Below are 26,125 nucleotides of genomic sequence, written 5' to 3'. Positions count from 1 at the left end.
CCGGCGTCGGCCGGGTGAATTCCGCTACCGGAAGTCACGCGAGCGGGTCGCGATCGGCAGGTGCAGCGGGGCGAGGTGCTCGGCGAGCAGGTTGACCGCTCCGTCCGCGCTCTCCACCCGCCCGCGCACCACCATGGCCGCCGCCCGACGCGCGACCGTCCGGAACCGCCGCCACAGCCCGGCGGTGCAGATGACGTTCAGCAGCCCGGTCTCGTCCTCCAGGGACAGGAACGTCACGCCGCCCGCGGTACCGGGCCGCTGCCGGTGGGTGACGACCCCGCCGACCGCGACCCTGCGGCCCGGGTCCGTGGCGACCACCTGCCCCACCGTCAGCACTCCCGCACGTTCGAGCCCCTCGCGCACGTGCTCCAGCGGGGAGACCGACGCGGGGGTGATACCGGTCGCCCAGGCGTCGGCGACGTCGACCTCCAGCGGCGTCATGCCCGGCAGCGTCGGCGCGTCCACCCCGACCGACACGCCCGGCAGGGTGCCCGGGCCCTCCTGACCCAGCGCGCCCGCGGCCCACAGCGCCTCCCGGCGCCCCGCACCGAGCGACTCGGTCGCCCCGCCCGTGGCCAGCGCCTCCAGCTGGGCCGTGCTGAGCCCGACGCGGCGCGCCAGGTCGCGCAGGTCGCGGTACGGCCCGTTGTCCTGCCGCTCGCCGACCATCCGCTCCGCGAGGTCCGTGCCGATCCCCCGCACCGCGCTCAGCCCCAGCCGGACGGCCAGCGACGGGTCGGGTGCCGGCCCGAAGTCCCCGCGTTCCGGGGCCGGGCCCGGCGTCCCGTCGAGACGTTCGACGCACGCCAGGGCACGGGAGGCGTTGACGTCCGGGCCCAGCACCTGCACCCCGTGCCGGCGGGCGTCGGCGGCCAGCGACTGCGGGGAGTAGAACCCCATCGGCTGCGCCGCCAGCAGGCCCGCGTAGAACGCGGCGGGATGGTGCACCTTGAGCCACGAGCTCGCGTACACGAGGTAGGCGAACGAGTAGGCGTGCGACTCGGGGAAGCCGAAGTCCGCGAACGCCTTGAGCTTGTCGTAGATCTGCTCACGCACGGCCGGGTCGTCGACCCCCTTCGCGCGCATCCCCTCCATCAGCCGGCCGCGCAGGGCCTCCATCCGCTCGACCGACCGCTTGGACCCCATCGCCCGGCGCAGCTGGTCGGACTCGGCGTGGGTGAAGCCCGCGACGTCGATCGCCATCTGCATGAGCTGCTCCTGGAACAGCGGCACCCCGAGCGTCTTGCGCAGGGACGGCTTCAGCAGCTCGTGCAGGTAGGTCACCGGCTCTCGCCCGCGGGCCCGCTCGATGTACGGGTGCACCGACCCGCCCTGGATGGGCCCGGGGCGGATGAGCGCGACCTCGATGACGATGTCGTAGAACTTTTCCGGCCGCAGGCGCGGCAGCGTGCCCATCTGGGCGCGCGACTCCACCTGGAACACCCCGACCGTGTCCGCCGCGCACAGCAGGTCGTAGACCGCGGGGTCGTCGTCGGGCAGGCCGTGCAGCGTGAGGTGCTCCCCCGTGTGCTCGGCGACCGAGGAGAACGCGTACCGGATCGCGGTGAGCATCCCGAGCCCGAGCAGGTCGAACTTCACCAGCCCCGCGTCGGCGCAGTCCTCCTTGTCCCACTGCAGCACCGTGCGCCCCTCCATGCGGGCCCACTCCACGGGGCACACCTCGATCACGGGCCGGTCGCACATGACCATGCCGCCGGAGTGGATGCCGAGGTGCCGGGGCAGGCGCAGCATCCGGTCGGCCAGGTCGAGCACGGGCGCGGGGATCTGTCCCTCCTCCTCGGCCGACGGCGGCCGCCGGGCGGGCACGACGTCGTGCGCGTCGTCGGCGCGCCGGACCTCGCCCTCGTCCACCGCGAGCGGGTCCACGACGCGCCGCGGCAGCGTCTCCGGCGGGCCCCACCGTTGCGCCATCCGGGCGTCCTTGGCCGCCGTCCTGGTCACGGTCCCGCACGAGGCGCCGCTCGTCGTGCCGCCCGGGGCGCCGGCGGCCGCGCGTTCGTCCCGGGCCGACCGGTCGGCGGCCGGGCTCGCGGGGTCGGGCCCGCGCAGCGACCCCCACCGCTCGATGGACGTGGACCAGGCGTCCTGCTGCCCGACGTCGTACCCGAGCGCGCGGGCGGCGTCGCGCACGGCGGACCGAGGGCGGTAGGAGATGACGTTCGCGACCTGCGCGGCGTGGGTACGGCCGAACTTTTCGTAGACGTGCTGGATGACCTCCTCGCGCCGCACCGACTCGATGTCCAGGTCGATGTCGGGCGGGCCGTCGCGTTCGGGCGCGAGGAACCGCTCGAACAGCAGGCCGTGCCTGACGGCGTCGACGGCGGTGATGCCGAGCGCGTAGCAGGCCGCGGAGTTGGCGGCGCTCCCCCGCCCCTGGCACAGGATCCCCCGCTCCCGGCAGAACTCGACGAGGTCGTAGACGACGAGGAAGTAACCGGGGAACCCCAGGTCCTCGATGACCCGCAGCTCGTGGTCGATCTGCGCCCATGCCCCGGCGTTTCCGCCGGCTCCGGGCCCGGGCCGGGCACCGTACCGCTCGGTGGCCCCGCGCCGCACCAGCTCGCGCAGCCACGAGGCCTCGTCGTGGCCCTCGGGCACCGGGTACGGCGGCAGGTTCGGCGCGACCAGGTCGAGGTCGAAGGCGCACTCGGCGGCCAGGTCCGCCGCCGTCGCCACGGCCGACGGGTGCCGGCGGTGTAGCGCGAGCATCTCGTCCGCGGCACGCAGGTGGGCCACCGGGGCCCCGGGCAGCCAGCCGTCCATGGCGTCGAGGGACGACGTCGCCCGCACGGCGGCGAGCGCGCCGGCCAGGTCGGCGTCGCGCGGCCGGGCGTAGTGCGCGTTCGTGGTGGCGACCAGCGGCAGTCCCGCGTCGCGGGCCAGGTCGGCGAGCGCGTCGTGCAGCGCGGCGTCGCCCGCGTGGCCCGTCGCGGTGATCTCGACGGCGACGTTGTCTCGCCCGAAGACGTCCGTCAGCCGGTCGAGCTCGCGCCGCGCCGCCGCCCGCCCGCCGCCGGGCCCCGGGGCGGTGAGCGCCTGGCGGACGGCGCCCTTGCGACACCCGGTGAGCACCAACCACTCGCCGCCCGCCTCGGCCCCCAGCTCGTCGAGCCGGTACCGGGCCCTGCCCTTGGTCCCGGTGGCCAGGTGCGCGGTCGCGATCGCCCGCGACAGGTTCCGGTAGCCCTGGGCGCCGCGGGCCAGCACGAGCAGGTGGGTCGAGCGCGGGTCCGGGACGCCCGTCGGGTCGTCCAGCACCGGGCGGCTCCCGGAGGTCCCCGGCGCGGCGCCGGGGACCTGCTGGGCGGGCAGGTGCAGCTCGGCGCCGAACACGGTGGGCAGCTCCACCTTCTTGGCGGCCTCGGAGAAGCGCACCACCCCGTACAGCCCGTCGTGGTCGGTGACCGCGAGCGCGGTCAGCCCCAGGCGGTCCGCCTCGGCCGCGAGCTCCTCCGGGTGCGAGGCCCCGTCGAGGAAGCTGAAGGCCGAGTGGGCGTGCAGCTCGGCGTACCGTCCGCCCGTGCCGGCCAGAGAGCTGGTCGGAGGGCTAGTCATAGACGGCCTCCAGGCTCCACGACCCGGCCCCCTGGGCCAGGAGCAGCCCGCGCCCGTCGTCGAGCACCACCTGCAGGTAGACGCGCCTGCGGGTGTCCTCGGACGCGGCGGCCCACCAGCGCTCGGCGAGCGGCCAGGGGCCGGCCCAGCCCACCACGACGGCATCGCCCGGCAGCGCCTCGGCCGTCACGACGTGCGGCGCGCCGCTCATGGCCAGCCGCACGTCCACGACGACGGCGCGCCCCTCGGCGTCCCGCACGCCGGCGGGCACGGGGTCGGGCAGCAGGACGGCGGGCGCGGGCTCCGGCAACGCGCCCGGCCACGGCAGGGCGGCGTCCCGCGGCGGGGGCGCGTCCTCGCCGAACGGCACGAGGTGGATGCGGTCCCGGGGGTCGCGCCCGCCCTGGCGCCGCACCGTGAGCACGGCGTCTCCCCCGAGCAGGCCCTGGACGCGGCCGAGCGCGCGCCGGGCGCGGGCGTCCTCGCCGGCGTCCGGCCCCCACAGGCTCGGCTGGCCGACGCCCGCGGGGGCGACCTCCTCCGCCGTCAGCGCCAGCTCGACGAGGGGGGCCACGGCCGGGGTGCCGGGAGACGCGCCGGAGGCCAGCGCCGCGGTGGTGAGCCAGCCCTCGAGCTGCCAGCGCACCCGGTCGGTGATCCGGGCGGCGCTCATGCCGCCGGCGGCGTCGTCGATGCGCCACACGCGTTCGAGCACGGCCCCGCCGGCACCGTCCTCGGGCCGCGCCTCGGTCCGTGCCGTGATCCGCAGCCGGCCGCAGGCCAGGCCCCGGTCCGCGAGCATCGCGTGCAGCCGCTCGGCCAGCCGGCGGGCGGCGAACGTGGCGACGTCGACGCGCGGCGCCGGCGGGTCGAGCTCCTCGCTCACGGCCAGGTCCTCGGCGACGCGGCGCCGGGCGGGCGGGCGCAGGTCCTCCCCGCGGGCCAGGCGCTGCGCCCAGGTGCCGAGGCCGCCGAACCGGGCGTGCACGCTCTGCGGCGGCAGGGCGGCGAGGTCCCCCAGCGTGCGCAGCCCGAGCCGCCACCACAGGCTCGCGGCCTCGCGCACCGCCGCGACCGCGCCCGGGTCGGCGACGGCGTGCACGAGCTCGCCCACCGGCCGGTCGGCGAGGAACGCGGCCGCACCGCCCGGAGGGACGACGGCGTCGGACCGGGCGGCGAGCACCGCGGCCAGCAGCCCGTCGGCCACGCCCACCTGGCACTCGTGCCCGGTGCGCTCCGCGACGGCCGCCACCAGCTCGCGGGCCAGCGCGCGCTCGGACCCGTGGTACCGGGCGGCGCCGTCGGCGGGCAGCAGGAGCAGGCCCGGGCGCGCCACCTCGAGGCCCGCCACCACGGTCTCGGCCGCGAGCGCCACCGGCTCGAACTCGCGGGCGTCGCGGGCGTCGTCGGCGTCCAGCAGCACGAGCTCCGGGCAGCGTTCCTGCGCCCGCCGGCGCCGCATGCCCCGGCGCACGCCCTGCGAGCGCGCGACGGCGGTGGTGGCCACCACGCTGCGTCCCGCCTCCTGGCCGCCTGCCGACCGCGCCCCGAGCACCGCGGCCGGGACGTGCCCGTCCAGGCCGGCGACGGCGAGCGCGGCGACCACCGGCCAGTCCGGTACCCACAGCACGGCCGTCCGGGTGGCGGTCGCCCGCTCGAGGCCCTTGGGCGCGCCCATCACGCCACCCGCAGGCGCGGGCCCTGCGGTGCCGGTGTCCCCGCCGGCGCCGGCCGGTCGGCGGTGTCGGGAGTGTCCGTCGTGCGGTCCGCCCACGCCAGGGCGCCCTGCGCGCCGTCGGCGAGCACCGGCACCACCACGTCGATCTCCACCGGCCGGGCGGCGGCGCCGCGGCCGGTGCGCAGCACGCTCAGGGTGCGCCGCCGCAGCCAGCCCGCCCCGTGGTCGATGCCGGCCCAGGTGCCGCCGCGGGCGTCGAGCGCCACGTGCGCCCCGGGCCACGTGCCGAGCGGCACCAGGACGGCGCCCCGCTCCCGCGCGCGGGCGCCGAGCCGGCGCCGGTCGGCCCCGGTCAGCGTCGCCTGCGGCCCCACGACCACCAGGTCCATGCCGTCGAGCAGGGCCGCCACGACGGCCGGGGCGTCGGGGCCGGGGCGGGGCACGAGCGCGGTGCGCGCCAGTGCCATCCCGGCGTCGTGCGCCGCGAGCATGCCGACCGCGGGGGCGCCGACGAAGGCGGTCCACGCCCCGGCGGCGGACGGCGCGGCCAGCAGCGCCAGCAGCAGCGAGGCCGATCCCCGCACCGCCAGCGTGCTGCCCCGGGCCACACCGCCGTCCGGCAGCAGTGCGGACAGGTCGGGGTGCACGGACCAGGCGGGGCCGTGCCGGCTGCCCGCGCCCGGTGCCACGTGGGCGGGGTCGCCGCCTGCCGCCCTGCCCGCGGCGGGCCCCGCGGGGTGCGCGAGCGCGACGGGCTCGGCGGGGCTGGCGGGGTCGGCGGGTATGCCCGCCTCGCCGCGCGTCCCGGGCTCCACGACGCGCGGCGCGGCATGGCGCCGCGCCTGGCGGGCGCCCGTGCGCTGCTCGGCCGCGTGCAGCGCCGCCAGCGCGCGGGACCGGCGGGTGTCCTGCTCGGGGGCGACGGTCACGCGACCTCCTCCCCGCGGCGTTCCACAGGACGCCGCGTGCACGGACGTCCGGTTCGAACTGATGTTCGAACACCTCCAGTGTTCGTCCGCCGGGACGGGCTGTCAACCGCGCTGGTCCCGGCCTCGCCGGCGCCCGCGGAGGAGGCCGGGTCGGCACTTCGCCCCCGGGTCGGCACACACGTCTACCGATCCGGGGACGAAGTACCGACCCGGCACGGCGACGCGTGACGAGGGCGCCCGGTACGGTGCACACGACCACACCGTCGTCGTCGAAGGAGCCACCATGACCCACCCCGTCACGGACCGTTCCGCCCAGCCCCGCACCGCCGTCGTCACCGGCGCCGCCCGCGGTATCGGGGCCGCCATCGCCCGCAGGCTCGCCGCGGCGGGGCACGCCGTCGCCGTGGCCGACCTGCGCACCGAGGAGGCGGAGCGGACCGCCGCCGGGATCGTCTCAGGCGGCGGCCGGGCCCTCGCCGTCGAGGTGGACGTCACCGACGCCGGCTCCGTGGACGCCGCCGTCGCTCGGGTGACCGACGAGCTCGGCGCGCCGACAATCCTCGTCAACGACGCCGGCATCCTGCGCGACGACCTGCTGTTCCGCATGAGCGAGGACGACTGGGACGCCGTGCTGGGCGTCCACCTGCGCGGCGCGTTCCTCATGAGCCGCGCCGTGCAGGCCCACATGGTCGAGGCGGGGTGGGGGCGGATCGTCAACCTGTCCAGCACGTCGGCGCTGGGCAACCGCGGGCAGGCGAACTACTCGACCGCCAAGGCGGGCCTCCAGGGGTTCACCAAGACGCTCGCGATCGAGCTGGGGAGGTTCGGCGTCACCGCCAACGCCGTCGCCCCGGGCGTCATCGAGACCGACATGATCCGCGCCGCCGCGGAGCGTGCCCGCGTCCCGCTGGAGGACTACCTCGCCGCGGCCGCGAAGGACGTCCCCCTCGGCCGCGTGGGGCAGCCCGAGGACGTCGCGGCCGCCGTCGCGTTCTTCTGCTCCGAGGAGGCCGCGTACGTCTCCGGCCAGGTGCTCTACGTCGCCGGGGGCCCGAAGGCCTGACCACGCCGCGCGGCCCCTGGCCAGCCGCGACGCTCACGGGGCACGATGGCGCCATGGATCTGAGCCGACCCCTCCCGCCCGACCCGTACTCCCTGCTGCCCGAGGTGCCGACGCTGGAGGTGACCAGCCCGGACGTCGCCGACGGCGCGCCGCTCGCCACCGACTTCACGGTCGACGGGGCCAACGTCTCCCCCGCGCTCGCCTGGTCCGGCGCGCCCGCCGGGACGCGGTCGTTCGTGGTGAGCTGCTTCGACCCGGACGCCCCGACGCCGTCGGGGTTCTGGCACTGGAACCTCGTGGACGTGCCGGCGGGCACGACGTCGCTCGCCCGGGGCGCGGGCTCGCCCGACGAGTCCGGGCTGCCGGACGGTGCCTTCCACGTGCGGCACGACGGCGGCGACCCGGGCTTCATGGGCGCCGCCCCGCCGCCCGGGGACCACCCGCACCGGTACCTGTTCGGCGTGCACGCCGTGGACGTCGACCGTCTCCCGGTGGTCACGGACGCGTCGAACGCCGTGGTGGCGTTCAACCTGGCGTTCCACACGCTGGCGCGCGGCGTCCTCGTGGGGACCTACCGGCGATGAGCGACGCGACGACGCCCGCGCGGGGCACCGGCCTCCCGACGCTCGGGGACCTGCCCTGGGTGCCCGCGCTCGAGCGCCCCGACCTGCTCGCCGCGCCGACGCTCGCGGCGCTGCGCGCATGGGCCGAGCGCGACGAGCGCGCGGCCGCCCAGGTGGCGGTGGCCGAGATCGACCCCGACCACGCCGACACCGCGACCCTGAACGACGTGCACGGGCTGCCGCCCGCGGCGTCCGCCAACTGCGTGCTCGTGGCGGGGCGGCGCGGGCAGGACGAGCGGATCGCCGCCTGCATCGTGCCGGCCACGACGTTCGCCGACGTCAACACGCGGGTGCGCAAGCTGCTCGACGCCCGCAAGGCGTCGTTCCTGCCCCAGGATCGCGCCACCGGCGAGTCGGGCCAGGAGTACGGCGGGATCGGGCCGCTCGGGCTCCCCGAGGCCTGGCGCGTGCTCGTGGACGCGCGGTTCGCGGAGCCGGGCGCGCTGGCCCTGCAGGGCTCGGGCGTGCGGCGCTCCAAGATCCTCATGACCGGGGAGCTGCTGTGCTCCCTTCCCGGCGTCGAGGTGGTCGACGACCTGGGCGTCGAGCGCGGCTGAGGCACGAGCACGACGCGGCCCGGGTCACCCCGACGAGGGGTGGCCCGGGCCGTGTCCGTCAGCGGCTCAGCACTCGGCGCGGCCGCGGCGCCAGTAGCCCATGAAGGCGACGGCCTTGCGGTCCACGCCCTTCTCGCGCACCAGGTAGCGGCGCAGGGTCTTGATCACCCCGGCCTCCCCGGCGAACCACGCGTACAGCACGGTGTCCTGCGCGAGGGGGCGCCCGGCGGTGTCGACGGGCACCTCCCACAGGATCTCGGAGTCGACGTCGACGTCGGCCAGCTCGGACTCCAGGTCGACGCCGGCGGCGGTCCGGGCGCCCGCCTCCGCCGGGACCTCGTCCTGGGAGGGCCGCACGCCCATGGCCAGGAGCCGGTCGGCGGCGTCCTGCACGGCCGGGACCAGCACGTCGCCGTGCTCGCGGTCCTCGCGCGGCAGCCAGGTGACGCGGACGCCGGCGGGCGCGGCGAGCGTCCAGCGGTCCTCCGGGTGCGGGACCTCGAGGAAGACGTCGCCCACGGCGTCCTCGGGCAGCGACTCGCAGATCGCCGCGATGGCGGGCACCGCGGTCTCGTCCCCGGCGATGAGCAGCGCGTGGCTGCGCTCGGGCGGGTGGAACTCCAGGCCGCCGTGCCGGCCCTGCGTGTACGCGGCGTTGGGGCCCATGATGACCAGCGGGGAGCCGGGGCGCGCGCCGTTGGCCCAGCGCGACGCGGGACCGGTGTCGCCGTGCAGCACGATGTCGACGTCGACCTCGCGGCAGTCCTGGCGCACCGCGCGCACCGTGTAGGTGCGCAGCGGGTTGCGACGCTCCTCGGGCAGCGAGCGCCACGAGGTGAACCAGTCGGGGTTCTGCCGGTCGAGGTGGTCCCAGCCGCCGCACGGCGCCGGCAGCAGGAACTTGATCCGCTGGTCGCGCCCGTTGTCGGCGAACTGGTCCAGGTCGTCGCCCGTGAACGTGATCCGGATGAACGAGGGGCAGAGCCGCGTCACGCGCGAGACGGTGACGTCGAACATCCGGAACGGCTGGACGGGGGTCTCGCTGGTGCGCCCGGCGGGCGCCTCGACGGTCTCTGACACGACGGTAAGCCTAACCTCACCAAGGGCACCCTCCGCAAGGAGGTATGACCGGAGTCACACCGCCTGCCGTGGGTGACTTCTCAGCCGTGCGCGCGCACCACCGTGACCGGGCAGGAGCTGGTGTGCACGAGGGTGTGGGTGGCCGACCCGAGAAGCAGGGAGGCGAACCCGCCACGGCCGCGGGTGCCCAGCACCAGCCGCTCGGCCGTCCGGGACTCGTGCTCCAGCACGCGCACGACCTGCCCCTCGTGGACGACGCCGTCCACCTCGACGCCGCCTCGCCCCCCGGTCAGTTCCGCGACGCGCGCCTCCACCCGGTCCAGCGCCCGGCGCAGCACGGGCTGCGCGTCGGCCTCGGTGATGTCGTGGCTCTCGTGCTCGGTCGGCCCGTACGAGACCACCCACTCGGTGAAGCCGGGCCGCCACACCACCACGACGCGCAGCGGGCGACCCAGCGTCCAGGCCGTCTCGACGGCGGAGTCCAGCGCCAGCCCCGCGGGGGTGGACCCGTCGTACCCGACGACCACGGGGGCGTCGGGCGCCACGACGCGGTCCTCTCCCGCCCCCCAGAACGGCACGACGACGACGGGGCAGCGCGCGTGCGCGGTGATCTGCAGCACGACCGACCCGCGCAGCGCGTCGTGGACCGTGCCGTGGCGCGAGGCGCCCAGCACGAGCGTCCCCGCGTCGCCCGAGACGCCCACGAGGGCGGCCGCCGACGGCGCGTACTCCACCGCGGTCTCGGTGGTCAGGCCGGGGGCGACGTCGCGGGCGAGCGCCGCCGCCTCCTCGACGACGGGCCACGCGCCGGCCTCGCCCCGCTCCCCCAGGTCGGCGCCGTGCGGGCTCGCTCTCAGCTGCATGTCGTGCGCCTCGCGGACGTACACGACGCGCAGCACGGCGCCTCGCGCCCGCGCCTCCCGGGCCGCCCACACCAGGGCGGTCCCGGCCGGCTCGGACGCGTCGTACCCGACGACCACCGGTGCGGCCAGGTTCTCCGTCACCTCTCCATCGTGCCTCCGGACGCCCGATCACGACACCGGGCGAGCGTCGGTCACGGGTGGAGGGGGTTCACGTCCCCCTCCGGGCACCCGTTGTCGCCGTCAGCCGGCCGCCCGTCCCCGGCTGCGCCACAGCAGGTACACGAAGTAGGGCGCTCCCAGCAGCGCGGTGCCGAGCCCGGCGGGGATCTGCGCGGGCGCGATGACGACGCGGCCCAGGGTGTCGGCGACGGAGACGAGCACCGCGCCGAGCAGCATCGCCACGGGCAGCACCCGGGAGTGGCGGGCGCCGACGAGCGCCCGCGCGGCGTGCGGCGCGACGAGTCCCACGAACGCGATGACACCCACGGCGCACACGGCGGCGGCGGTCGTGAGCGCCGCGGCGCCGAGGAGCACCAGCCGGGACCGGTCGACGGCGAGGCCGAGCACCCGCGGGGTGTCCTCGTCGAGCGCCAGCACGTCGAGCTCGCGCCGGTGCGTGGCCGCGAGCGGCACGACGACCAGCAGGGCGAGCGCCACCGGCAGCAGCTGCTCCAGGCTGCGGCCGTAGGTGGACCCGGACAGCCAGGTCAGCGCGAGGTTCACGTCCCACGGCGCGACGACGAGGGTGACGAGGGTGATGAGGGCGGTGGTGCCGGCCTGCGCGCCGATGCCGACCAGCAGGAGGCGTTCCGACGCGAGCCCGCCGCGCGCCGAGAGCAGGTACACGAGCGCGAAGACGCCGAGGGCGCACGCACCCGCCGCCGCGGACATCGGCCAGATGCCGACACCGGGCACGAGAAGGATCATCACCACGGCGCCCAGGCCGGCCCCGGAGGTGACGCCGAGGAGGCTGGGCTCGGCGAGCGGGTTGCGGCACACCGCCTGCACGATCGTGCCCGCCAGGGCCAGCGCGGCGCCCGCGAGGACGGCGGCCAGCACGCGGGGCACGCGCTGGTCGAGCACGAAGCTCACCTGCCGGCCGGCGACGTCCCGCGCCCAGTTCGACACGTCCCCGAGGAGCACGATCCGGTCGCCGAGCAGCAGCCCGGCGACCAGGGCGGCGACGAGCGCCACGACGAGCAGCACGAGGACGACGACCACGCGGGCCCGCGTGCGGGGGCGCCCGAGCGCGCCCCGGGCCCCGCGCGACCCGGGCCCGGCGTCGCGCAGCCGCCGCGCCATCCACACGAGGATGCCCGCGCCGAGCACGGTCGTCACGACGCCGGTCGGCACGATGACGGCGGCCCGCCCGGGCAGGACCGCCCGCAGGAGCACGTCCGCGCCGAGCACGACGACGACGCCGACGAGCGCGGCGAAGGGCAGCAGGAGCGCGTGCCGGCCGAGGCCGGGCACGCGGCGCCCGACGAGCCGGGCGATGACGGGCGCGGCGAGGCCCACGAAGCCGATCGGGCCGGCGACGGTCACCGCGATCGCGGCCAGGAGCACGGCGACCAGCACCGAGGCGACGCGGGTGCGGCGCACGTGGATGCCGAGCACCTGGGCGGCGTCGTCGCCGAGGCCGAGCAGGTCGAGCCGCCGCGTGAGCGCGAGCGCGGCGGCCACGCCGACGGCCACGACGGGCGCGGCGAGGGTGACCGTGCGGGTGCCGGACTGGACGATGCTGCCGCTGCCCCACGCGAAGAGCCCGGTGGTCTCCTGCTCGAAGAGCACCAGCAGGACCATCGTCAGCGAGTGCAGGGCGAGCATGATCGCCGACCCGGCGAGCACCAGCCGGGTGGGGCCGTCCGCGCCGCCGCGCGCGAGCGCGAGGACGAGGGCCGCGGCGGCCAGGCCGCCGAGGAACGCGAGGCCGCCCTGGAGGTAGAACGGGACGGTCAGGCCGAGGGCGGCCGCGGCCACGACCGTGACGTAGGAGCCCGCGTTGACCGCGAGGGTGTCCGGGGAGGCCAGCGGGTTGCGCGCCACGGACTGCAGGATCGCGCCCGCGACGCCGAGCGCCACCCCGACGAGCAGGCCGGCGAGCAGGCGCGGGAGGCGGGACGACACGAGCACCGCGACGGTGCTCCCGGCGTCCTGGCCCACCAGGGCGCGCAGCACGTCGAGCGCGCCGACGTCCGCCGTGCCCTGCGCGAGGTGGACGGCCGAGAGCACCAGGACCGCGAGCACGGCGGCCGCGAAGACGGCGACGAGGCGGCCGGGCGCCGCCCGCCCCGCGGCCGGTGGCGCGGGGCGGGCGGCGTCGGGCACGACGGCGGTCACGGGCACGGTGCGGCCGTCGGGACGGGGGCGAGCATCCTCAGGCCAGCGCGTCGACGAGGGCGTCGAGGTACGCCTCGCCGGACAGGGGGCCGCCGAACATCCAGATGCCGTCCGGGACGCGGTGCACGTCGCCCGCGGTCACGAAGGGCAGCTGCTGCCAGACCTTGTTGTCCTCGAGCCCCTCGGCGAACGGGTCGGTCTCGGCGTCGTTGGCCGCGTAGACGAACTGCACGTCGCCGAGCTGCGTCAGCCCCTCGACGTCGGTCTGCGCGAGGCCGTAGTCCGGGTCCCCGCCGTCGGTCCAGGCGTTGACCAGGCCGACCTCCTCGCCGAGCGCGCCGAAGTACGAGCCCGGGGTGAACATGCGCACCGAGACGGTGCCGTTCGCGACCCAGCCGTCCGCCATCGCGAACTCGGCGCCGGCGAGCCCGGCCTCGTCGAGGGCGGCGGTCGCCTCGGCGACCTTCGCGTCGAAGCCCTCCAGGGCGGAGGCTGCGGCGTCCTGGGTGCCGGTGACCTCGCCGAGGGTGGTCACGGTCTCGCGCATGTAGCCGAGGGGGTCCTCGGCGTCCGAGCCGCGCAGGGCGAGCACGGGCGCGACCTCCTCGATCTGCGTGATGACGTTCTCCGGCAGGTCGGTCGTGGTCACCACGAGATCGGGCTCCAGCGCGGAGATCGCGTCGAGGCTCGGCTCGCCGCGCGTGCCGACGTCGGGGGTCTCCGCGTCGATCGGGGCGACCGTGTCCCAGGTGTTGTACCCCTCGACGTCGGCCTGGCCGGCCGGCTCCACGCCGAGCGCCAGCAGGTTCTCCGTGAGCCCCCACTCGAGGGAGACGACGTCCTGGGCGGGGGCGTCGAGCGTGTGCTCACCGCGCTCGTCGGTCCAGGTGACGGGGCCGGTCTCCGCGGAGGTCTCCGGCGCCGCGTCCGCGGCGGGCTCCTCGGTGGTGCCGCAGGCGCCGAGCGCGAGGACCGCGAGGGCGGCGACCGTCGCGGCCAGGGGGCGGGGGGCGATGCGCATGGGTGTCCTTCGATGTCGGGCCCTGCCGGGCCGGCAGGGCGGGGCACGCCGGCGGCGGGGCCGGCGGTCGTGCGGGTGGGGCCGTCGGTCAGGCGGTCACCGGCTGCGTGCGGCGGGCGTCGTGCCGGCCGACCGCCTCGCAGCACGTGCGCCCGGTGACCGGGTGGGTGTACACGTCCACGTGGATGCCGTAGACGTCGGTGAGCAGCTCGCTCGTGAGCACCTCGTCGGCCGGCCCCGAGGCGCGCACGGCGCCGGCGTGCAGCACGACGACGTGGTCGGCGACGGCCGCCGCCTGGTTGAGGTCGTGCAGGACGACGCCGACGGCCACCTGGTGCACGCCCGCGAGGTCGCGCACCAGGTCGAGCAGCTCCACCTGGTAGCGCAGGTCGAGGTAGGTGGTGGGCTCGTCGAGGAGCAGCACCCCGGTGTCCTGCGCGAGGCAGGTGGCGAGCCACACGCGCTGCAGCTCGCCGCCGGACAGCTCGTCGACGCCGCGCTCCGCCATGGCGGTCACGCCGGTGACCTCCATGGCGTGCGCGATCGCGCGGGGGCCGTCCGGGTCGGCGGAGCGGAACCGCCCGCGGTAGGGGTGCCGCCCGTAGGCGACGACGTCGCGGACGGTGACGCCGCTCGGCGTGGGCCGGCTCTGCGAGAGCAGGGTGACGCGCCGGGCGAAGGCCTTGGGGTGCAGGGCGAGCGCGTCGTGGCCGGAGCCGCCCGGCTCGTCGTCCGCGAGCCGGACCGTGCCCGCGTCGGGCCGGTGCAGCCGCGCGAGGGAGCGCAGCAGTGTCGACTTGCCCGACCCGTTCGGGCCGAGCAGGGCGGTGACCGCGCCGCGGCGCAGCTCGAGGCCCGCGCCGTCGACGACCGTCGTGCGGTCGTACGACAGCCGCAGGCCGGCCCCGGACAGCGCGGCGTCGCCGCGCGGGTCCGGCGTCGGCTCGGGCACGAAGGTCTGGCTCACAAAGGTGAGGCTAACCTTCCGGACCGCCCCTGAACACCCCCGGTCTCGTGATCCGGATCACGCGCGCCCGGACGACGCGGGCCCACGCCGGGAACATGGCGCCCGGGCAGGACATGCCGCGCCCGGGCTGTTGACACCGCTTTCCCGCGCTGACAGCGTAAGACATTCTGGTCTAGACCAATGGAGGTTCTTCCGTGACCACGGCACCGACCACGCGGCGCGGCAGGCGCCGCGTCGCCGCCACCCTCGCCTCGGCCGCGACCGTCCTCGCCACCGCGGCCCCCGCCGTCGCCGGCCCCGTCGCGAGCCCTGCCGGCAGCCCGCTCGACGCACCGGCCGGCGCCCACCACGGCGACGCGCTCCCCGTCGTGAGCCCCGCCCCGCAGGAGATCCGGCGCGCAGGCCGGGACGTGCCGCTCCCCGGCAGGGTGGACGTCGTCGTCGACGACGGCACCGACGCCGCCGCCCGCGCCGCCCTCGTGAAGCTCCTGCGCGAGCGCGGCGTCGACCGCGTCGACGTGCGCGCACCGGGCGGGTCCACGCAGGGCCGCACGACGGCGGACGCCGCACCCCTGCGGATCCTGCTCGGCGACGGCACCCGGACGGACGTCCACCGCGCGCTCGGGGACGTCCACGTGCCCGAGCAGGCCGAGGGCTACGCGATCCGCGTCGACCGCGGCGCAGGCGCCGCGGTGGGCACCGTCACCCTGGCGGGCGCGGACGGCGCCGGGCAGTTCTACGCGGTGCAGTCGCTGGAGCAGCTGCTCGTGGGCACGGGCGACGACGCCCGCATCGCGGGGGCCGCCGTCACCGACCACCCGGCAATGCCGCTGCGCGGCACCATCGAGGGCTTCTACGGCGAGCCGTGGACGCACGCCGAGCGCCTCGACCAGCTCGAGTTCTACGGCGACCTCAAGGCCAACACCTACGTCTACGCCCCGAAGGACGACCCGTACCACCGCGAGCGGTGGCGCGAGCCCTACCCGGACGCGAAGCTCGCCGAGCTCGCCGAGCTGGTCGACACCGCCACCGCGAACCACGTCCGGTTCACCTTCGCCCTCTCCCCCGGCAACAGCGTCTGCTACACGAGCGACGAGGACATGGCCGCCCTGGACGCGAAGTTCCAGGCCCTGTACGACGTCGGCGTCCGGGCGTTCAGCATCCCGCTGGACGACATCGACTACACGACCTGGGCGTGCGACGCCGACCGCGAGGCGTACGGCGAGGCCACGCCCGGGAGCGCCGGCAGGGCCCAGGCCGACTTCCTCACGCGGGTGCAGCAGGACTGGGTCGAGACGCACGAGGGCGCCCGGGCGCTGCAGATGGTGCCGACCGAGTACTACAACACCACCGAGTCGCCCTACAAGGCGGCGCTGCGCGAGATGGACGACGACGTGGTGGTGATGTGGACCGGCAACGACGTGGTGCCGCAGTCGATCTCCGTCGAGCAGGCCGTGGAGGCCGACACGGTCTTCGGCGGCCCGACGTTCCTGTGGGACAACTACCCCGTCAACGACTACGGGCAGAGCAGCGGGCGGCTCCTCCTGGCCCCCTACGACAAGCGGGAGCCGGGCCTGTCGGACCACCTCGCCGGCCTCGTGTCCAACCCGATGAACCAGGCCGCAGCGAGCAAGGTCGCCGTCTTCGGCATGCTCGACTTCGCGTGGAACGACCGGGCGTACGACCGGGACCGCAGCTGGACGGAGGCGATGCGGTACCTCGCCGGCGACGACGAGGCCGCGGTGAGCGCCCTGCTCGCGTTCGGCGACCTCAACCACCTGGCGCCGAGCTTCGGGGAGCCGTGGCAGCCGCAGGCACCCGCGCTCGCCGCGGACGTCGACGCGTTCTGGCAGCGGTGGGAGGCCGGTGACCGGCAGGCCGCCGTCGACGGCCTGCGGGCACGCGCCGCGCTCATCGCGGACGTCCCCGAGACGCTGCGCTCGTCCGAGGTCGACCCCGCGTTCGTGTCGGACGCCGCGCCGTGGCTCGACGCCACCGACCTGTGGGGCGACGCCCTGGTCGCCACGCTCGACGCGGCCCAGGCCGACGTCGACGGCGACGCCGCGGCCCGCGACGCCCTGCTCTCGCAGGCGCAGGAGTCCGCGGACGCCGCCGCCGGCGTGATCGTCGACCCGCCGGACAACCGCTGGGGTGCCGCGCCCGTCAAGATCGGCGACGGCGTGCTCGACGTGTTCCTCGACGACGCGCGCGCCGCGCTGCAGGGCTGACCGCTCGGCGGCGGGCGGGAGCGTCGTCCTCCCCCCGCCGGGCGCTCAGACCCGGGTCGCCCAGAAGGCCACCGCGGAGGCGGCGGCGACGTTGAGCGAGTCCACGCCCCCGGCCATGGGGATGGTCACCACCACGTCCGCCGCCTCCACGGTGGGCCGCGAGAGCCCGTCGCCCTCGGTGCCGAGCACGAGGGCGAGCCGCCCGGGCGGGTCAGCGGCCACGTCGTCGAGCGAGACCGCGTCGTCCGCCAGCGCGAGCGCAGCGACGGTGAAGCCGTCCTCCTGCAGCTCCCGCAGGCCGCCCGGCCAGCTCGTGAACCGGGTCCACGGCACCTGGAACACCGTGCCCATCGACACGCGCACCGACCGGCGGTACAGGGGGTCGGCGCAGCGGGGCGTCACCAGGACGGCGTCGACTCCCAGCGCGGCGGCGCTGCGGAACGCCGCGCCCACGTTCGTGTGGTCGACGATGTCCTCCAGCACCGCGACGCGACGCGCGCCCGCACCGCCGCGGGCCCCGGCGACGACGTCGTGCACCGACGGCAGCACGGGGCGATGCATCGCCGCGAGCGCCCCGCGGTGCAGGTGGAACCCGGTGATCTCGCGCAGCACGGCGTCGTCGGCGACGAACACGGGCGCGTCGGGGTGCGCCCGCAGCACGTCGGCCATCGACTCCAGCCGCTTGTCCGCCATGAGGAACGACCGCGGCCGGTGCCCCGCCGCCAGCGCCCGGCGGATCACGGTGGACGACTCCGCCATGTACAGGCCCTCGGCAGGCTCGCGCGCCGAGCGCAGCTTCACGTCCGTCAGGCCGGTGTAGTCGTGCAGCCGCGGGTCGGCGGGGTCGGTGACGTGCACCACCGGCACGTCGGCGGGGCGGGCGTGGGGCGGGGCGTCGTGGGGCGTGCTGCTCACCGGGGCATTCTGGCAGGCCCGGCCGCCTCGCGGTGCTCTCCGCCCGGCAGCGCGGAGGGTCGCAGGACCGCGAGCTCCGCCAGCCGGACCGGCCCGCGGTGGGCGCCGATCTCGACCGTCAGGGCCGTGACCTCGACGGGCGCCAGGTCCAGGATGCGGCGGTACCCGACCGATCCCGCCCACGCGACGATCTCGCCCGGCCCCTCCGCGCGCCCGTCCGCGCGTTCGACGCGCACGACGACGTCCTCGACCTGCTGCCCGTGCGCGACGTCCTCGGCGAGCACGACGCCGTCGACCGTGCGGGGCTCGGGCCAGGACAGACGGACCGCGGGCGCCGGGTCGCCGTGCGCCGGCGCCCAGACGGCCCCGTCGCGCGGCGGCCCGTCCAGCGGCGCGCTGGAGTACGCCACGCGGGCCGCGGGGGCCATGTCGCGGTCGGCGAGCTCCGCGACGAGCGCCCCGAGCCCGCGCAGCGCGGCGACGTCGGGCGCGGCGAGCCGCCCCGACCGGTCCGGCGGCACGTTGAGCAGGAAGGTGCTGTTGCCCCCGACGGATCGGCGATAGATGCGGAACAGCTCGGCCGGGGTCCGCACCTCGTCGTCCTGCGCGGGATGGTGGAACCATCCCGGGCGGATCGACGTGTTGACCTCGGCCGGGTACCAGACGAGCTCGTCGTCGGTGGCGGCGAGGGCCGCCCTGCTGCCCAGGTCGTCCTCGTCGGAGCGCACCAGCCGCGCGAAGGACGGGTCGTCGCCGCGCTGCGAGCGCGACGCGACCCGTTCGGCGTCGCGCAACGACGCCGGCACGACGCTCCACTCGTCCGCGCGGGTGTGGCCCGCCTCGTTGCCGCACCAACGCACGTCCGGCCCACACACGCTGATCGCGGCACCGGGCTGCAGGCGCCGGACCACCTCGTAGTACCGGTCCCAGTCGTAGAGCTGCGTCCGCCCGTCCGGGCCCTCGCCGTTCGCCCCGTCGAGCCACACGGAGAAGACCGGGCCGTAGCCGGTGAGCAGCTCGGTCAGCTGCGCGACGAAGAAGTCGTCGTACGCGGCCCCGGTGCCGTAGGTGGGTTTCGTACGGTCCCACGGCGAGAGGTAGACCCCGAACCCGAGACCGGCTCGGGCGCACGCGTCGGCGACCTCGCGCACGAGGTCGCCCCGGCCGCCGCGCCACGGGCTCGCCGCGACCGTGTGGCCGGTGCGGCGGCTGGGCCACAGGCAGAAGCCGTCGTGGTGCTTCGCCGTGAGGATCACCGCCCGCATCCCGGCCGAGGCGAACACCCGCACCCACTGGTCGACGTCCACGTCGGCGGGGTCGAAGAGCGCGGGGTCCTCGTGCCCGGCACCCCACTCGCGGTCGGTCATCGTGTTCATCCCGAAGTGGACGAAGGCGTAGAGCTCACGGCGCTGCCAGGCGAGCTGGCGCGGGCTCGGCACGACGGCGCTCGCCTGGGCGAGACGCGAGGGCGAGAGCTCCGTGCGAGTCACGAGGGCGTCCTCTCGTCGGGCGGTCGGAGGCCGGCGGCGCCGGTCCGGGCGTCCCGTCCGAGGCAAGCGTCACGACCGGCGCCGGGTCCGACCGGTGTCACCGGGAGGTCGTAGGCTCCCGCTCGTGACCCGACCCACCGTCGCCCTCAGGACGCGCACCGACGCCGACCTGCCCGACCTCGTCGCGGCCCTCGCCGCGCAGCAGCCCGCGTCGGGCTACCCGCACCGGTGGCCGCTGCCGTTCCCCACCGAGGAGTTCGTCGTGCGCGACGGCGAGGAGGCGGCGTGGGTCGCCGAGGCCGGCGGGCGCGCCGTCGGGCACGTCAGCGTCACGGCGGTGGCCGACGACGAGCACGGCGCCCTCTGGTCGGCCGGCGCCGGCCGGCCGGTGGCCGAGCTGGCGTGCGTGTCGGTGCTCTTCGTCCACCCGGACGCCCAGGGCCAGGGGGTGGGCGGGCGGCTGCTCGACCACGCCGCGGACTGGATCCGCGGCACCGGGCGCACGCCCGTGCTCGACGTCGACGACCGCGACGGCGTCGCGCACGCCGTCTACCTGCGCAGGGGCTGGCGGATCGTCGGCGAGGCGAGGTTCCACTGGCAGCGCGCGGACGCGCCGCCCGCCCGGCTCATGGTGCTGCCGTAGCGGACGGCGCGCGCCCCCGTCTCGGGGCGCCGGGTCACACCTCGGCGCGGCCCGCGGCGATCTCCTCCTCGTCGACGACCGGCGCGCTGAACTGCGAATCGTACAGCCGGGCGTACGCCCCGCCCGCCGCGAGCAGCGTCTCGTGGTCGCCCTGCTCGACGATCTGCCCGTGCTCCATGACGACGATCGTGTCCGCGTCGCGGATCGTGGACAGCCGGTGCGCGATGACGAAGCTGGTGCGCCCCGAGCGCAGCGCGTTCATCGCCTGCTGCACCAGCACCTCGGTGCGGGTGTCCACGGAGCTGGTCGCCTCGTCGAGGACGAGGATTTCCGGGTCCGCGAGGAACGCGCGGGCGATGGTGAGCAGCTGTTTCTCCCCCGCCGACAGCGACGTGGCGTCGTCGTCCAGCACCGTGTCGTAGCCGTCGGGCAGCGTGCGCACGAACGGGTCGACGTGCGTGGCGCGGGCGGCGGCGAGGAAGTCCTCCTCGCTCACCTCGTCGCCGTCGTGGACGCCGTAGCGCAGGTTCTCGGCGATCGTGCCGTGGAACAGCCACGTGTCCTGCAGCACCATGCCGATCCGCGAGCGCAGGTCGTCGCGCGTCAGGGCGCGGGTGTCGACGCCGTCGAGGGTGATCCGCCCGCCGTCGACCTCGTAGAAGCGCATCAGCAGGTTGACGAGCGTCGTCTTGCCCGCACCGGTGGGCCCGACGATCGCGACGGTCTGCCCGGGCTCGGCCACGAGGTCGAGACGCTCGATGAGCGGCTCGTCCGGCAGGTAGGAGAACGAGACGTCCTCGAACGCCACCCGGCCGCGCACCCGGCGCTCCAGCCGCCGCGGCGCTTCGGGGTCCGGGTCCTGCTCCGGGGCGTCGAGGAGCTCGAAGACCCGCTCGGCGGACGCCACGCCGGACTGCAGCAGGTTCATCATCGAGGCGATCTGCGTCAGCGGCTGCGTGAACTGCCGTGAGTACTGGATGAACGCCTGCACGTCGCCCAGGGAGAGCTGGCCCGTGGCGACCCGCAGCCCGCCGATCACCGCGACCAGCACGTAGTTGAGGTTTCCCAGGAAGCCCATCGACGGCTGCATGGTGCCCGAGATGAACTGCGACCGGCGGGTCGCGTCGTACAGCGCCTCGTTCTCGACGGCGAACTTCTCCGCGGCGGCCTCCTGGCGCCCGTACACCTTGACCAGGGCGTGCCCGGTGAACATCTCCTCCACGTGGGCGTTGAGGCGGCCCGTGGCCGCCCACTGCGCGACGAACTGCGGCTGCGAGCGCTTGGCGATCTGCATCGCCAGCAGCACCGACAGCGGCACGGTCACGAGCGCCACCAGGGCCAGGATCCACGAGATCCAGAACATCATCGCCAGTACCCCGACCACCGTGAGCAGCGAGGTGACGACCTGCGCGAGGGTCTGGGTGGTCGTCTGCGCCAGGTTGTCGATGTCGTTCGTGACGCGCGAGAGGATCTCGCCCTTGGCCTGCTTGTCGACGTGGCTCAGCGGGAGCCGGTGCAGCTTGGCCTCGACGTCCTCTCGCAGGCGCCGCATCGTGTTCTGCACGGCGATCGTCATGATGCGGGACTGCAACCAGCCGAAGACGAACGCGCCGGCGTAGATCGCGAGCACGGCGAGCAGGATCTGCCCCAGCCGACCGAAGTCCACGCCCTGGCCGACCACCAGGTGGTCCATCGACGCCAGCATGTCGGCCTGGGTGTCGTCGCCGGCCTGCCGCAGGCCGGCGATCGCCTGGTCGGTGGTGGTCCCGGGCGGGACGGATGCGCCGAGCGCCTTGCCGACGACGCCCTCGAAGATGACGTTCGTGCCCTCGCCGAGGATCTTCGGCCCCACGACGCTCAGGGCGACCGAGGCGACGCCGCACACGAGCAGGATCGCGACGCGGACCCGCTCGGGCCGCATCACCGCCGCGAACCGCCGCAGCGATCCACGGAAGTCCATCGGCTTGGCCACGGGGCCGCCGCCCATGCCGCCCATCGGTCCCCCCGGGCGGGGACCGGACGGCCGCCCGCCCGCCGCGGGGGCGCTGCGCTGAGCGCTCATGATGTGCTCCTCTCGCACGACCGCTGCGGTGCCTCGCTCCTGCAGCCCTCGTTCCTCGCGCTACCTCCGCGGGGGCTCCTCGCGCTCATGCAGCTTCCTCCAAGGACATCTGGGACGTCACGATCTCGGCGTAGGTCTCGTTGCTCGCCAGCAGCTCGGTGTGGGTGCCGCGCCCCACGATGCGGCCGTGGTCGAGCACGAGGATCTGGTCGGCGTCGCGGATCGTCGCGACCCGCTGGGCCACGACCAGCACGGTGGCGTCTCTGGTCCGGGGCCGCAGGGCCGCCCGCAGGCGGGCGTCGGTCGCGTAGTCGAGCGCGGAGAACGAGTCGTCGAACAGGTAGACCCGCGGGCGGCGCACGACGGCGCGGGCGATCGCGAGCCGCTGGCGCTGGCCGCCCGAGAAGGTGGTGCCGCCCTGCGACACCGGAGCCTGCAGGCCCTCGGGCAGCGCCTCGACGAAGTCGCGGGCCTGCGCCACCTCGAGCGCCTCCCACATCTCGTCCTCGGTGGCGTCGGACCGGCCGTACCGGAGGTTGTCCGCCACCGTCCCGGAGAACAGGAACGCCTTCTGGGGCACCAGCCCGAGCAGCGACCCCAGGTCCGCCGTGGACAGGTCCCGCACGTCCACACCGTCGACCAGGACCCGGCCGCCGGTCGCGTCGAAGAGGCGCGGCACGAGGTTCAGCAGCGTCGTCTTGCCCGCACCGGTCGACCCGATGATCGCCGTGACCTCGCCCGGGCGCGCCGTAAAGGACAGGTCGTGCAGCACCGGTTCCTCGGCGCCCGGGTAGCCGAACTCGACGCCCTCGAGGCGCACCTCCCCGCGCGGTCCGGCGCCCCCGCCCAGGGAGGACAGCGGCGCGGGCGCGGTGGGCTCGGTGACAGACGTCTCCGTGCGGAGCACCGCGGTGATGCGGCCCGCGGCCACGGAGGCGCGCGGCACCATCATCGTCATCATCGTCGACATCATGACGGCCGTGAGGATGTACATGATGTAGCTGAGGAACGCCATCAGCGCGCCGACCTGCATCTCGCCGGCGTCGATCCGGCGCGCGCCGAACCACAGCACCGCCACGCTCGAGGCGTTCATGATGAGCATGACCATCGGGAACGCCAGCGCCATGAGCTTGCCGGCGCCCAGCGACGTGTCGTGCAGGGCCGTGTTCGCCGCGCCGAACCGCCGCCGCTCGTGCCGCTCGCGCACGAACGCTCGCACCACCCGCAGGCCGGTGATCTGCTCGCGCAGCACGGCGTTGATCGCGTCGATCCGCTTCTGCATCGCCCGGAAGTAGGGCACCATCCGCCACATCAGCAGCCCGACGGCGATCCCGAGCACGGGCACGACGACCAGCAGCAGGGCGGACAGCCCGACGTCCTCCTGGAGCGCCATCACGACGCCGCCGACCATCATGATCGGCGCCATGACCATGATGGTGAACATCATGAGCGTCACCATCTGCACCTGCTGCACGTCGTTCGTCGTGCGGGTGATGAGGGACGGGGCGCCGAACTCGCCGAGCTCGCGCGCCGAGAAGCCTTGCACGGAGTCGAAGAGGTCGCGGCGCACGTCGCGGCCCAGGGCCGTGGCCGCGCGGGCGCCCAGGAAGACGGCACCGACCGCGCAGACCACCTGCCCGAGGCTCACGACGAGCATGACTCCGCCGACGCGCAGGATGTACCCCGTGTCGCCCTGCGTGACACCGTTGTCGACGATGTCCGCGTTGAGCGAGGGCAGGTACAGCGACGCGAGCGTCGCGAGCAGCTGCAGCACCAGCAGCAGCGCGACGGCTCCGCGGTACGGGCGCAGGTAGGTCCGCGCGAGGGAGACGAGCATCAGGGCTCCTCGGTGTGGGGGGCGTCGGGAGGATTCTCGGCCGCGGAGGGTGCGGCGTCCCGGTCTTTTTCCGCGTCGTCCGGGTGGCGGGCGACGTCGTGGACGATGCCGTGGACGAGGGCGTCGGCGACGACCCGGGCGGGCGGGGCGGGCACGAGGGGTTCGACCCGGCCGTGCGTCCCGGCGACGCTCGCCTCGACCAGTGCGACCGCGACCTCCACGGGCACGCGCAACCGGTGCACGTCCGGGCCGAGGACGGCGACGAGCCCTTCGACGATCACCTCGCGCTGGCGCTGTCGCTGGGCGAAGATCCGCGAGCGCAGCGCCTTCGCCTCGTCCGAGAGCGCGGCCTCGCGGGCGTCGGCGCGGTGGTGCAGCGCTCGGAGCACGGTCATCCACCGCATGACGTCCGCCGTGCTGTCGCGGCCGAGCTCGATGACCCGGGCGATCCGGTCGGCGAGCGGCAGCGCATGGTCGATCGCGGCGAGCGCGGCACCCGTGGACTCGGGCCCCGAGGCGCGCTCCAACCCCTCGATCGCCACCGCACCGATCAGCGCGTGCTTGTTCCCGAAGGCGCGGAACAGCGTGCCCTCCGCGACGCCGGCGGCGTCCGCGAGCTCTCGGCTCGTCACGTCGACGCCGCGCTCGGCGACGAGGGGAAGGACGGCCGCCGCGATGGCGGCCCGCCGTTCGTCCGGGGTCATCGGGGCGGCGCGGCCGGCGGCCGTGGGGTCGGGTGTCACGCCGGCGAGCGTAACTGAGTGAGCACTCACTCCGCAACCGGCACCCGCCCACCGACCGCCCGCCACCGGTGCCGAACATGTGGTTGGTCAGGGATTCAGACTCTGAATCCCTGACCAACCACATGTTCGGCACCGAGGAATGACCTGTTCGGCACCGAGGCGGGGCGAGGAGATGGGCGGGAGCGTGCCGGGTGGTCCCGGGCACGAGACGAGAGGGCCGCCACCCGTCGGGTGACGCCCCTCTCGTCTCGTGCTGCGTGCTCCGGTGGCCCGCTACTGCTGGGGCGCCTCCGGGTCCTCCGGCGCGTCCGGCTCGCCGCCCAGCGGCCGCGGTTCCGGCCCCGGGGCGGGCAGCGGCGGGGTGGGCCGGCCGCCGGGCTGCTGGCCGCGCTCGGCGGACCGGTCGAACGGCGAGCCCGACCGCGTGCCGGCGCTCGTGGCGTCGGCCGTGGCGGCCTCCGCCTGCCGGCGCGCCTCCGCGAGCGCCTCGCTCGGGTCGGTGAGCGCCGAGGTGGTGAGCGTGGACGGCCGGGGGCGGTGCTCCCCCTCCTCGCCGGACTCGTCGGACGGCGGGGCCGGGATCCCCGGCGTGCCCGGCTCCCCGCCGAAGCCCTTGGCGATCGAGCCGAGCGCGGCGGTGAACTCCGTCGGCACGACCCACAGCTTCGACGACGTGCCGTTCGCGATCTCGGGCAGCATCTGCAGGTACTGGTAGGCCAGCAGCTTCGGGTCGGGGTCGCCCTCGTGGATCGCGCCGAACACCTGCAGGATGGCGCGCGCCTCACCCTCGGCCGTCAGGATCTTCGACTGGGCGTCACCCTCGGCCCGCAGGATCTGCGACTGCTTCTCGCCCTCGGCGGTGAGGATCTGCGACTGCTTGACACCCTCGGCCGTGAGGATCGTCGCACGGCGGTCGCGCTCGGCGCGCATCTGCTGCTCCATCGCGCCCTGCACGCTGGCCGGCGGGTCGATGGACTTGAGCTCGACGCGGTTGACGCGCACGCCCCAGCGGCCGGTCGCCTCGTCGAGCACGCCGCGCAGCTGGCCGTTGATCTGGTCGCGGCTGGTGAGCGTCTGCTCGAGGTCCATCGACCCGACCACGTTACGCAGGGTGGTGGTGGTGAGCTGCTCGATCGCGGTGATGTAGTTCGCGATCTCGTAGACCGCGGACTTCGGCTCCGTCACCTGGAAGTAGACGACGGTGTCGATGCTCACCACGAGGTTGTCGCTCGTGATCACCGGCTGGGGCGGGAACGACACGACCTGCTCACGCAGGTCGACGCCGGCGCGGACCTTGTCGACGAACGGCACCAGCAGGTGCATCCCCGGCGAGAAGGTGCTGGAGTACCGGCCGAGCCGCTCGATGATCAGCGCGGTGGCCTGCGGCACGATGCGCACCGCCTTGAACAGCGCCACCACCACGAAGATGACGAGCGCGAGGAGAAAGATCCACAGCACGATCGTCCCCGGTTGTGTGTCCTCCACGTCGAACCTTTCTGTCGGAGTCTCA

Annotated in this window: 19 protein-coding genes; 5 read left to right on the top strand and 14 right to left on the bottom strand. The window is 75.6% G+C overall.

Translation table 11 applies throughout. The annotated features are described in order from the left end of the window. Window positions 1-24: 24 nt before the first annotated feature. From EYB28_RS10020 to EYB28_RS20105, 3 genes are read right to left on the bottom strand one after another with little or no spacing between them, the layout of a single operon-like run. Complete coding sequence (locus EYB28_RS10020) at window positions 25-3,576, bottom strand: error-prone DNA polymerase (protein ID WP_166847281.1); 3,552 nt, start codon at window positions 3,574-3,576, stop codon at window positions 25-27. After that, window positions 3,569-5,254 (bottom strand): DNA polymerase Y family protein, encoded by a 1,686-nt coding sequence (locus tag EYB28_RS10015; RefSeq protein ID WP_166847278.1) that lies wholly within the window; start codon window positions 5,252-5,254, stop codon window positions 3,569-3,571. Before EYB28_RS10015 ends, EYB28_RS10020 begins: the two co-directional genes overlap by 8 nt. Next, window positions 5,254-6,183, bottom strand: a complete 930-nt coding sequence (locus EYB28_RS20105) for a hypothetical protein (RefSeq protein ID WP_205710888.1) — start codon at window positions 6,181-6,183, stop codon at window positions 5,254-5,256. The genes EYB28_RS10015 and EYB28_RS20105 overlap by 1 nt, the downstream gene beginning before the upstream one ends. Window positions 6,184-6,466: 283 nt before the next feature. On the opposite strand from EYB28_RS20105, the gene fabG reads away from it, so the two are divergent. From fabG to EYB28_RS09995, 3 genes are read left to right on the top strand one after another with little or no spacing between them, the layout of a single operon-like run. Continuing rightward, window positions 6,467-7,246 (top strand): 3-oxoacyl-ACP reductase FabG, encoded by a 780-nt coding sequence (gene fabG, locus EYB28_RS10005; protein ID WP_166847275.1) that lies wholly within the window; start codon window positions 6,467-6,469, stop codon window positions 7,244-7,246. A gap of 53 nt (window positions 7,247-7,299) precedes the next feature. Further along, window positions 7,300-7,830, top strand: coding sequence for a YbhB/YbcL family Raf kinase inhibitor-like protein (locus tag EYB28_RS10000; protein ID WP_166847272.1), 531 nt, complete (start codon window positions 7,300-7,302; stop codon window positions 7,828-7,830). Further along, on the top strand, window positions 7,827-8,426 hold the full coding sequence (locus tag EYB28_RS09995) for a YbaK/EbsC family protein (protein ID WP_166847269.1): 600 nt from the start codon (window positions 7,827-7,829) through the stop codon (window positions 8,424-8,426). The genes EYB28_RS10000 and EYB28_RS09995 overlap by 4 nt, the downstream gene beginning before the upstream one ends. Before the next feature lie 66 nt (window positions 8,427-8,492). Here the strand turns inward: EYB28_RS09995 and EYB28_RS09990 are convergent, their stop codons facing one another. From EYB28_RS09990 to EYB28_RS09970, 5 genes are all read right to left on the bottom strand, one after another. Beyond that, window positions 8,493-9,506, bottom strand: coding sequence for a siderophore-interacting protein (locus EYB28_RS09990; RefSeq protein ID WP_166847266.1), 1,014 nt, complete (start codon window positions 9,504-9,506; stop codon window positions 8,493-8,495). Between the two features lie 80 nt (window positions 9,507-9,586). Continuing rightward, window positions 9,587-10,510, bottom strand: coding sequence for a universal stress protein (locus EYB28_RS09985; RefSeq protein ID WP_166847263.1), 924 nt, complete (start codon window positions 10,508-10,510; stop codon window positions 9,587-9,589). 99 nt (window positions 10,511-10,609) lie between these two features. Beyond that, window positions 10,610-12,709: an iron ABC transporter permease gene (locus EYB28_RS09980; RefSeq protein WP_166847260.1), complete on the bottom strand. Its 2,100-nt coding sequence runs from the start codon at window positions 12,707-12,709 to the stop codon at window positions 10,610-10,612. A gap of 37 nt (window positions 12,710-12,746) precedes the next feature. Further along, a complete protein-coding gene (locus EYB28_RS09975) occupies window positions 12,747-13,730 on the bottom strand; it encodes an iron-siderophore ABC transporter substrate-binding protein (RefSeq protein ID WP_166847256.1) in 984 nt (327 codons plus the stop codon). An 88-nt stretch (window positions 13,731-13,818) separates the two neighbouring features. After that, a complete protein-coding gene (locus EYB28_RS09970) occupies window positions 13,819-14,697 on the bottom strand; it encodes an ABC transporter ATP-binding protein (RefSeq protein ID WP_205710886.1) in 879 nt (292 codons plus the stop codon). A gap of 194 nt (window positions 14,698-14,891) precedes the next feature. Here EYB28_RS09970 and EYB28_RS09965 point away from each other — a divergent pair, with 194 nt between their 5' ends. After that, window positions 14,892-16,925 (top strand): beta-N-acetylglucosaminidase domain-containing protein, encoded by a 2,034-nt coding sequence (locus EYB28_RS09965; protein ID WP_166847252.1) that lies wholly within the window; start codon window positions 14,892-14,894, stop codon window positions 16,923-16,925. 45 nt (window positions 16,926-16,970) lie between these two features. On the opposite strand, the gene EYB28_RS09960 is transcribed toward EYB28_RS09965, so the two are convergent. Then, on the bottom strand, window positions 16,971-17,792 hold the full coding sequence (locus EYB28_RS09960; protein ID WP_166852125.1) for an RNA methyltransferase: 822 nt from the start codon (window positions 17,790-17,792) through the stop codon (window positions 16,971-16,973). Between the two features lie 44 nt (window positions 17,793-17,836). Next, window positions 17,837-19,330, bottom strand: coding sequence for an alpha-L-fucosidase (locus tag EYB28_RS09955; protein ID WP_240930486.1), 1,494 nt, complete (start codon window positions 19,328-19,330; stop codon window positions 17,837-17,839). 124 nt (window positions 19,331-19,454) lie between these two features. On the opposite strand from EYB28_RS09955, the gene EYB28_RS09950 reads away from it, so the two are divergent. Beyond that, entirely contained in the window at window positions 19,455-19,973 is a 519-nt protein-coding gene (locus EYB28_RS09950) for a GNAT family N-acetyltransferase (protein WP_166847249.1), read from the top strand. 34 nt (window positions 19,974-20,007) lie between these two features. Here EYB28_RS09950 and EYB28_RS09945 read toward each other — a convergent pair whose 3' ends face one another. The 4 genes from EYB28_RS09945 to EYB28_RS09930 all read right to left on the bottom strand — a co-directional run bounded on the left by EYB28_RS09945 (window position 20,008) and on the right by EYB28_RS09930 (window position 26,100). Then, window positions 20,008-22,035 (bottom strand): ABC transporter ATP-binding protein, encoded by a 2,028-nt coding sequence (locus tag EYB28_RS09945; protein WP_166847246.1) that lies wholly within the window; start codon window positions 22,033-22,035, stop codon window positions 20,008-20,010. A gap of 85 nt (window positions 22,036-22,120) precedes the next feature. Then, on the bottom strand, window positions 22,121-23,872 hold the full coding sequence (locus tag EYB28_RS09940; RefSeq protein WP_166847243.1) for an ABC transporter ATP-binding protein: 1,752 nt from the start codon (window positions 23,870-23,872) through the stop codon (window positions 22,121-22,123). Further along, window positions 23,872-24,615: a TetR/AcrR family transcriptional regulator gene (locus EYB28_RS09935; protein WP_240930485.1), complete on the bottom strand. Its 744-nt coding sequence runs from the start codon at window positions 24,613-24,615 to the stop codon at window positions 23,872-23,874. Before EYB28_RS09935 ends, EYB28_RS09940 begins: the two co-directional genes overlap by 1 nt. A gap of 273 nt (window positions 24,616-24,888) precedes the next feature. Further along, complete coding sequence (locus EYB28_RS09930; protein ID WP_166847240.1) at window positions 24,889-26,100, bottom strand: SPFH domain-containing protein; 1,212 nt, start codon at window positions 26,098-26,100, stop codon at window positions 24,889-24,891. Window positions 26,101-26,125: the final 25 nt, after the last annotated feature.

It is taken from the genome of Isoptericola sp. BMS4, from assembly GCF_011634835.1.
GTDB lineage: Bacteria > Actinomycetota > Actinomycetes > Actinomycetales > Cellulomonadaceae > Isoptericola.
The sequence above is the reverse complement of the archived record's forward strand: the minus strand, read 5'-3'. Positions and strand labels throughout refer to the sequence as shown.

Excerpts from the sequence above, each read along its gene's own strand:
- EYB28_RS10020 (WP_166847281.1), bottom strand. The coding sequence starts at position 3,576 with ATGACTAGCCCTCCGACCAGCTCTCTGGCCGGCACGGGCGGACGGTAC.
- EYB28_RS10015 (WP_166847278.1), bottom strand. The coding sequence starts at position 5,254 with ATGGGCGCGCCCAAGGGCCTCGAGCGGGCGACCGCCACCCGGACGGCC.
- fabG (WP_166847275.1), top strand. The coding sequence starts at position 6,467 with ATGACCCACCCCGTCACGGACCGTTCCGCCCAGCCCCGCACCGCCGTC.
- EYB28_RS10000 (WP_166847272.1), top strand. The coding sequence starts at position 7,300 with ATGGATCTGAGCCGACCCCTCCCGCCCGACCCGTACTCCCTGCTGCCC.
- EYB28_RS09995 (WP_166847269.1), top strand. The coding sequence starts at position 7,827 with ATGAGCGACGCGACGACGCCCGCGCGGGGCACCGGCCTCCCGACGCTC.
- EYB28_RS09975 (WP_166847256.1), bottom strand. The coding sequence starts at position 13,730 with ATGCGCATCGCCCCCCGCCCCCTGGCCGCGACGGTCGCCGCCCTCGCG.
- EYB28_RS09945 (WP_166847246.1), bottom strand. The coding sequence starts at position 22,035 with ATGAGCGCTCAGCGCAGCGCCCCCGCGGCGGGCGGGCGGCCGTCCGGT.
- EYB28_RS09940 (WP_166847243.1), bottom strand. The coding sequence starts at position 23,872 with ATGCTCGTCTCCCTCGCGCGGACCTACCTGCGCCCGTACCGCGGAGCC.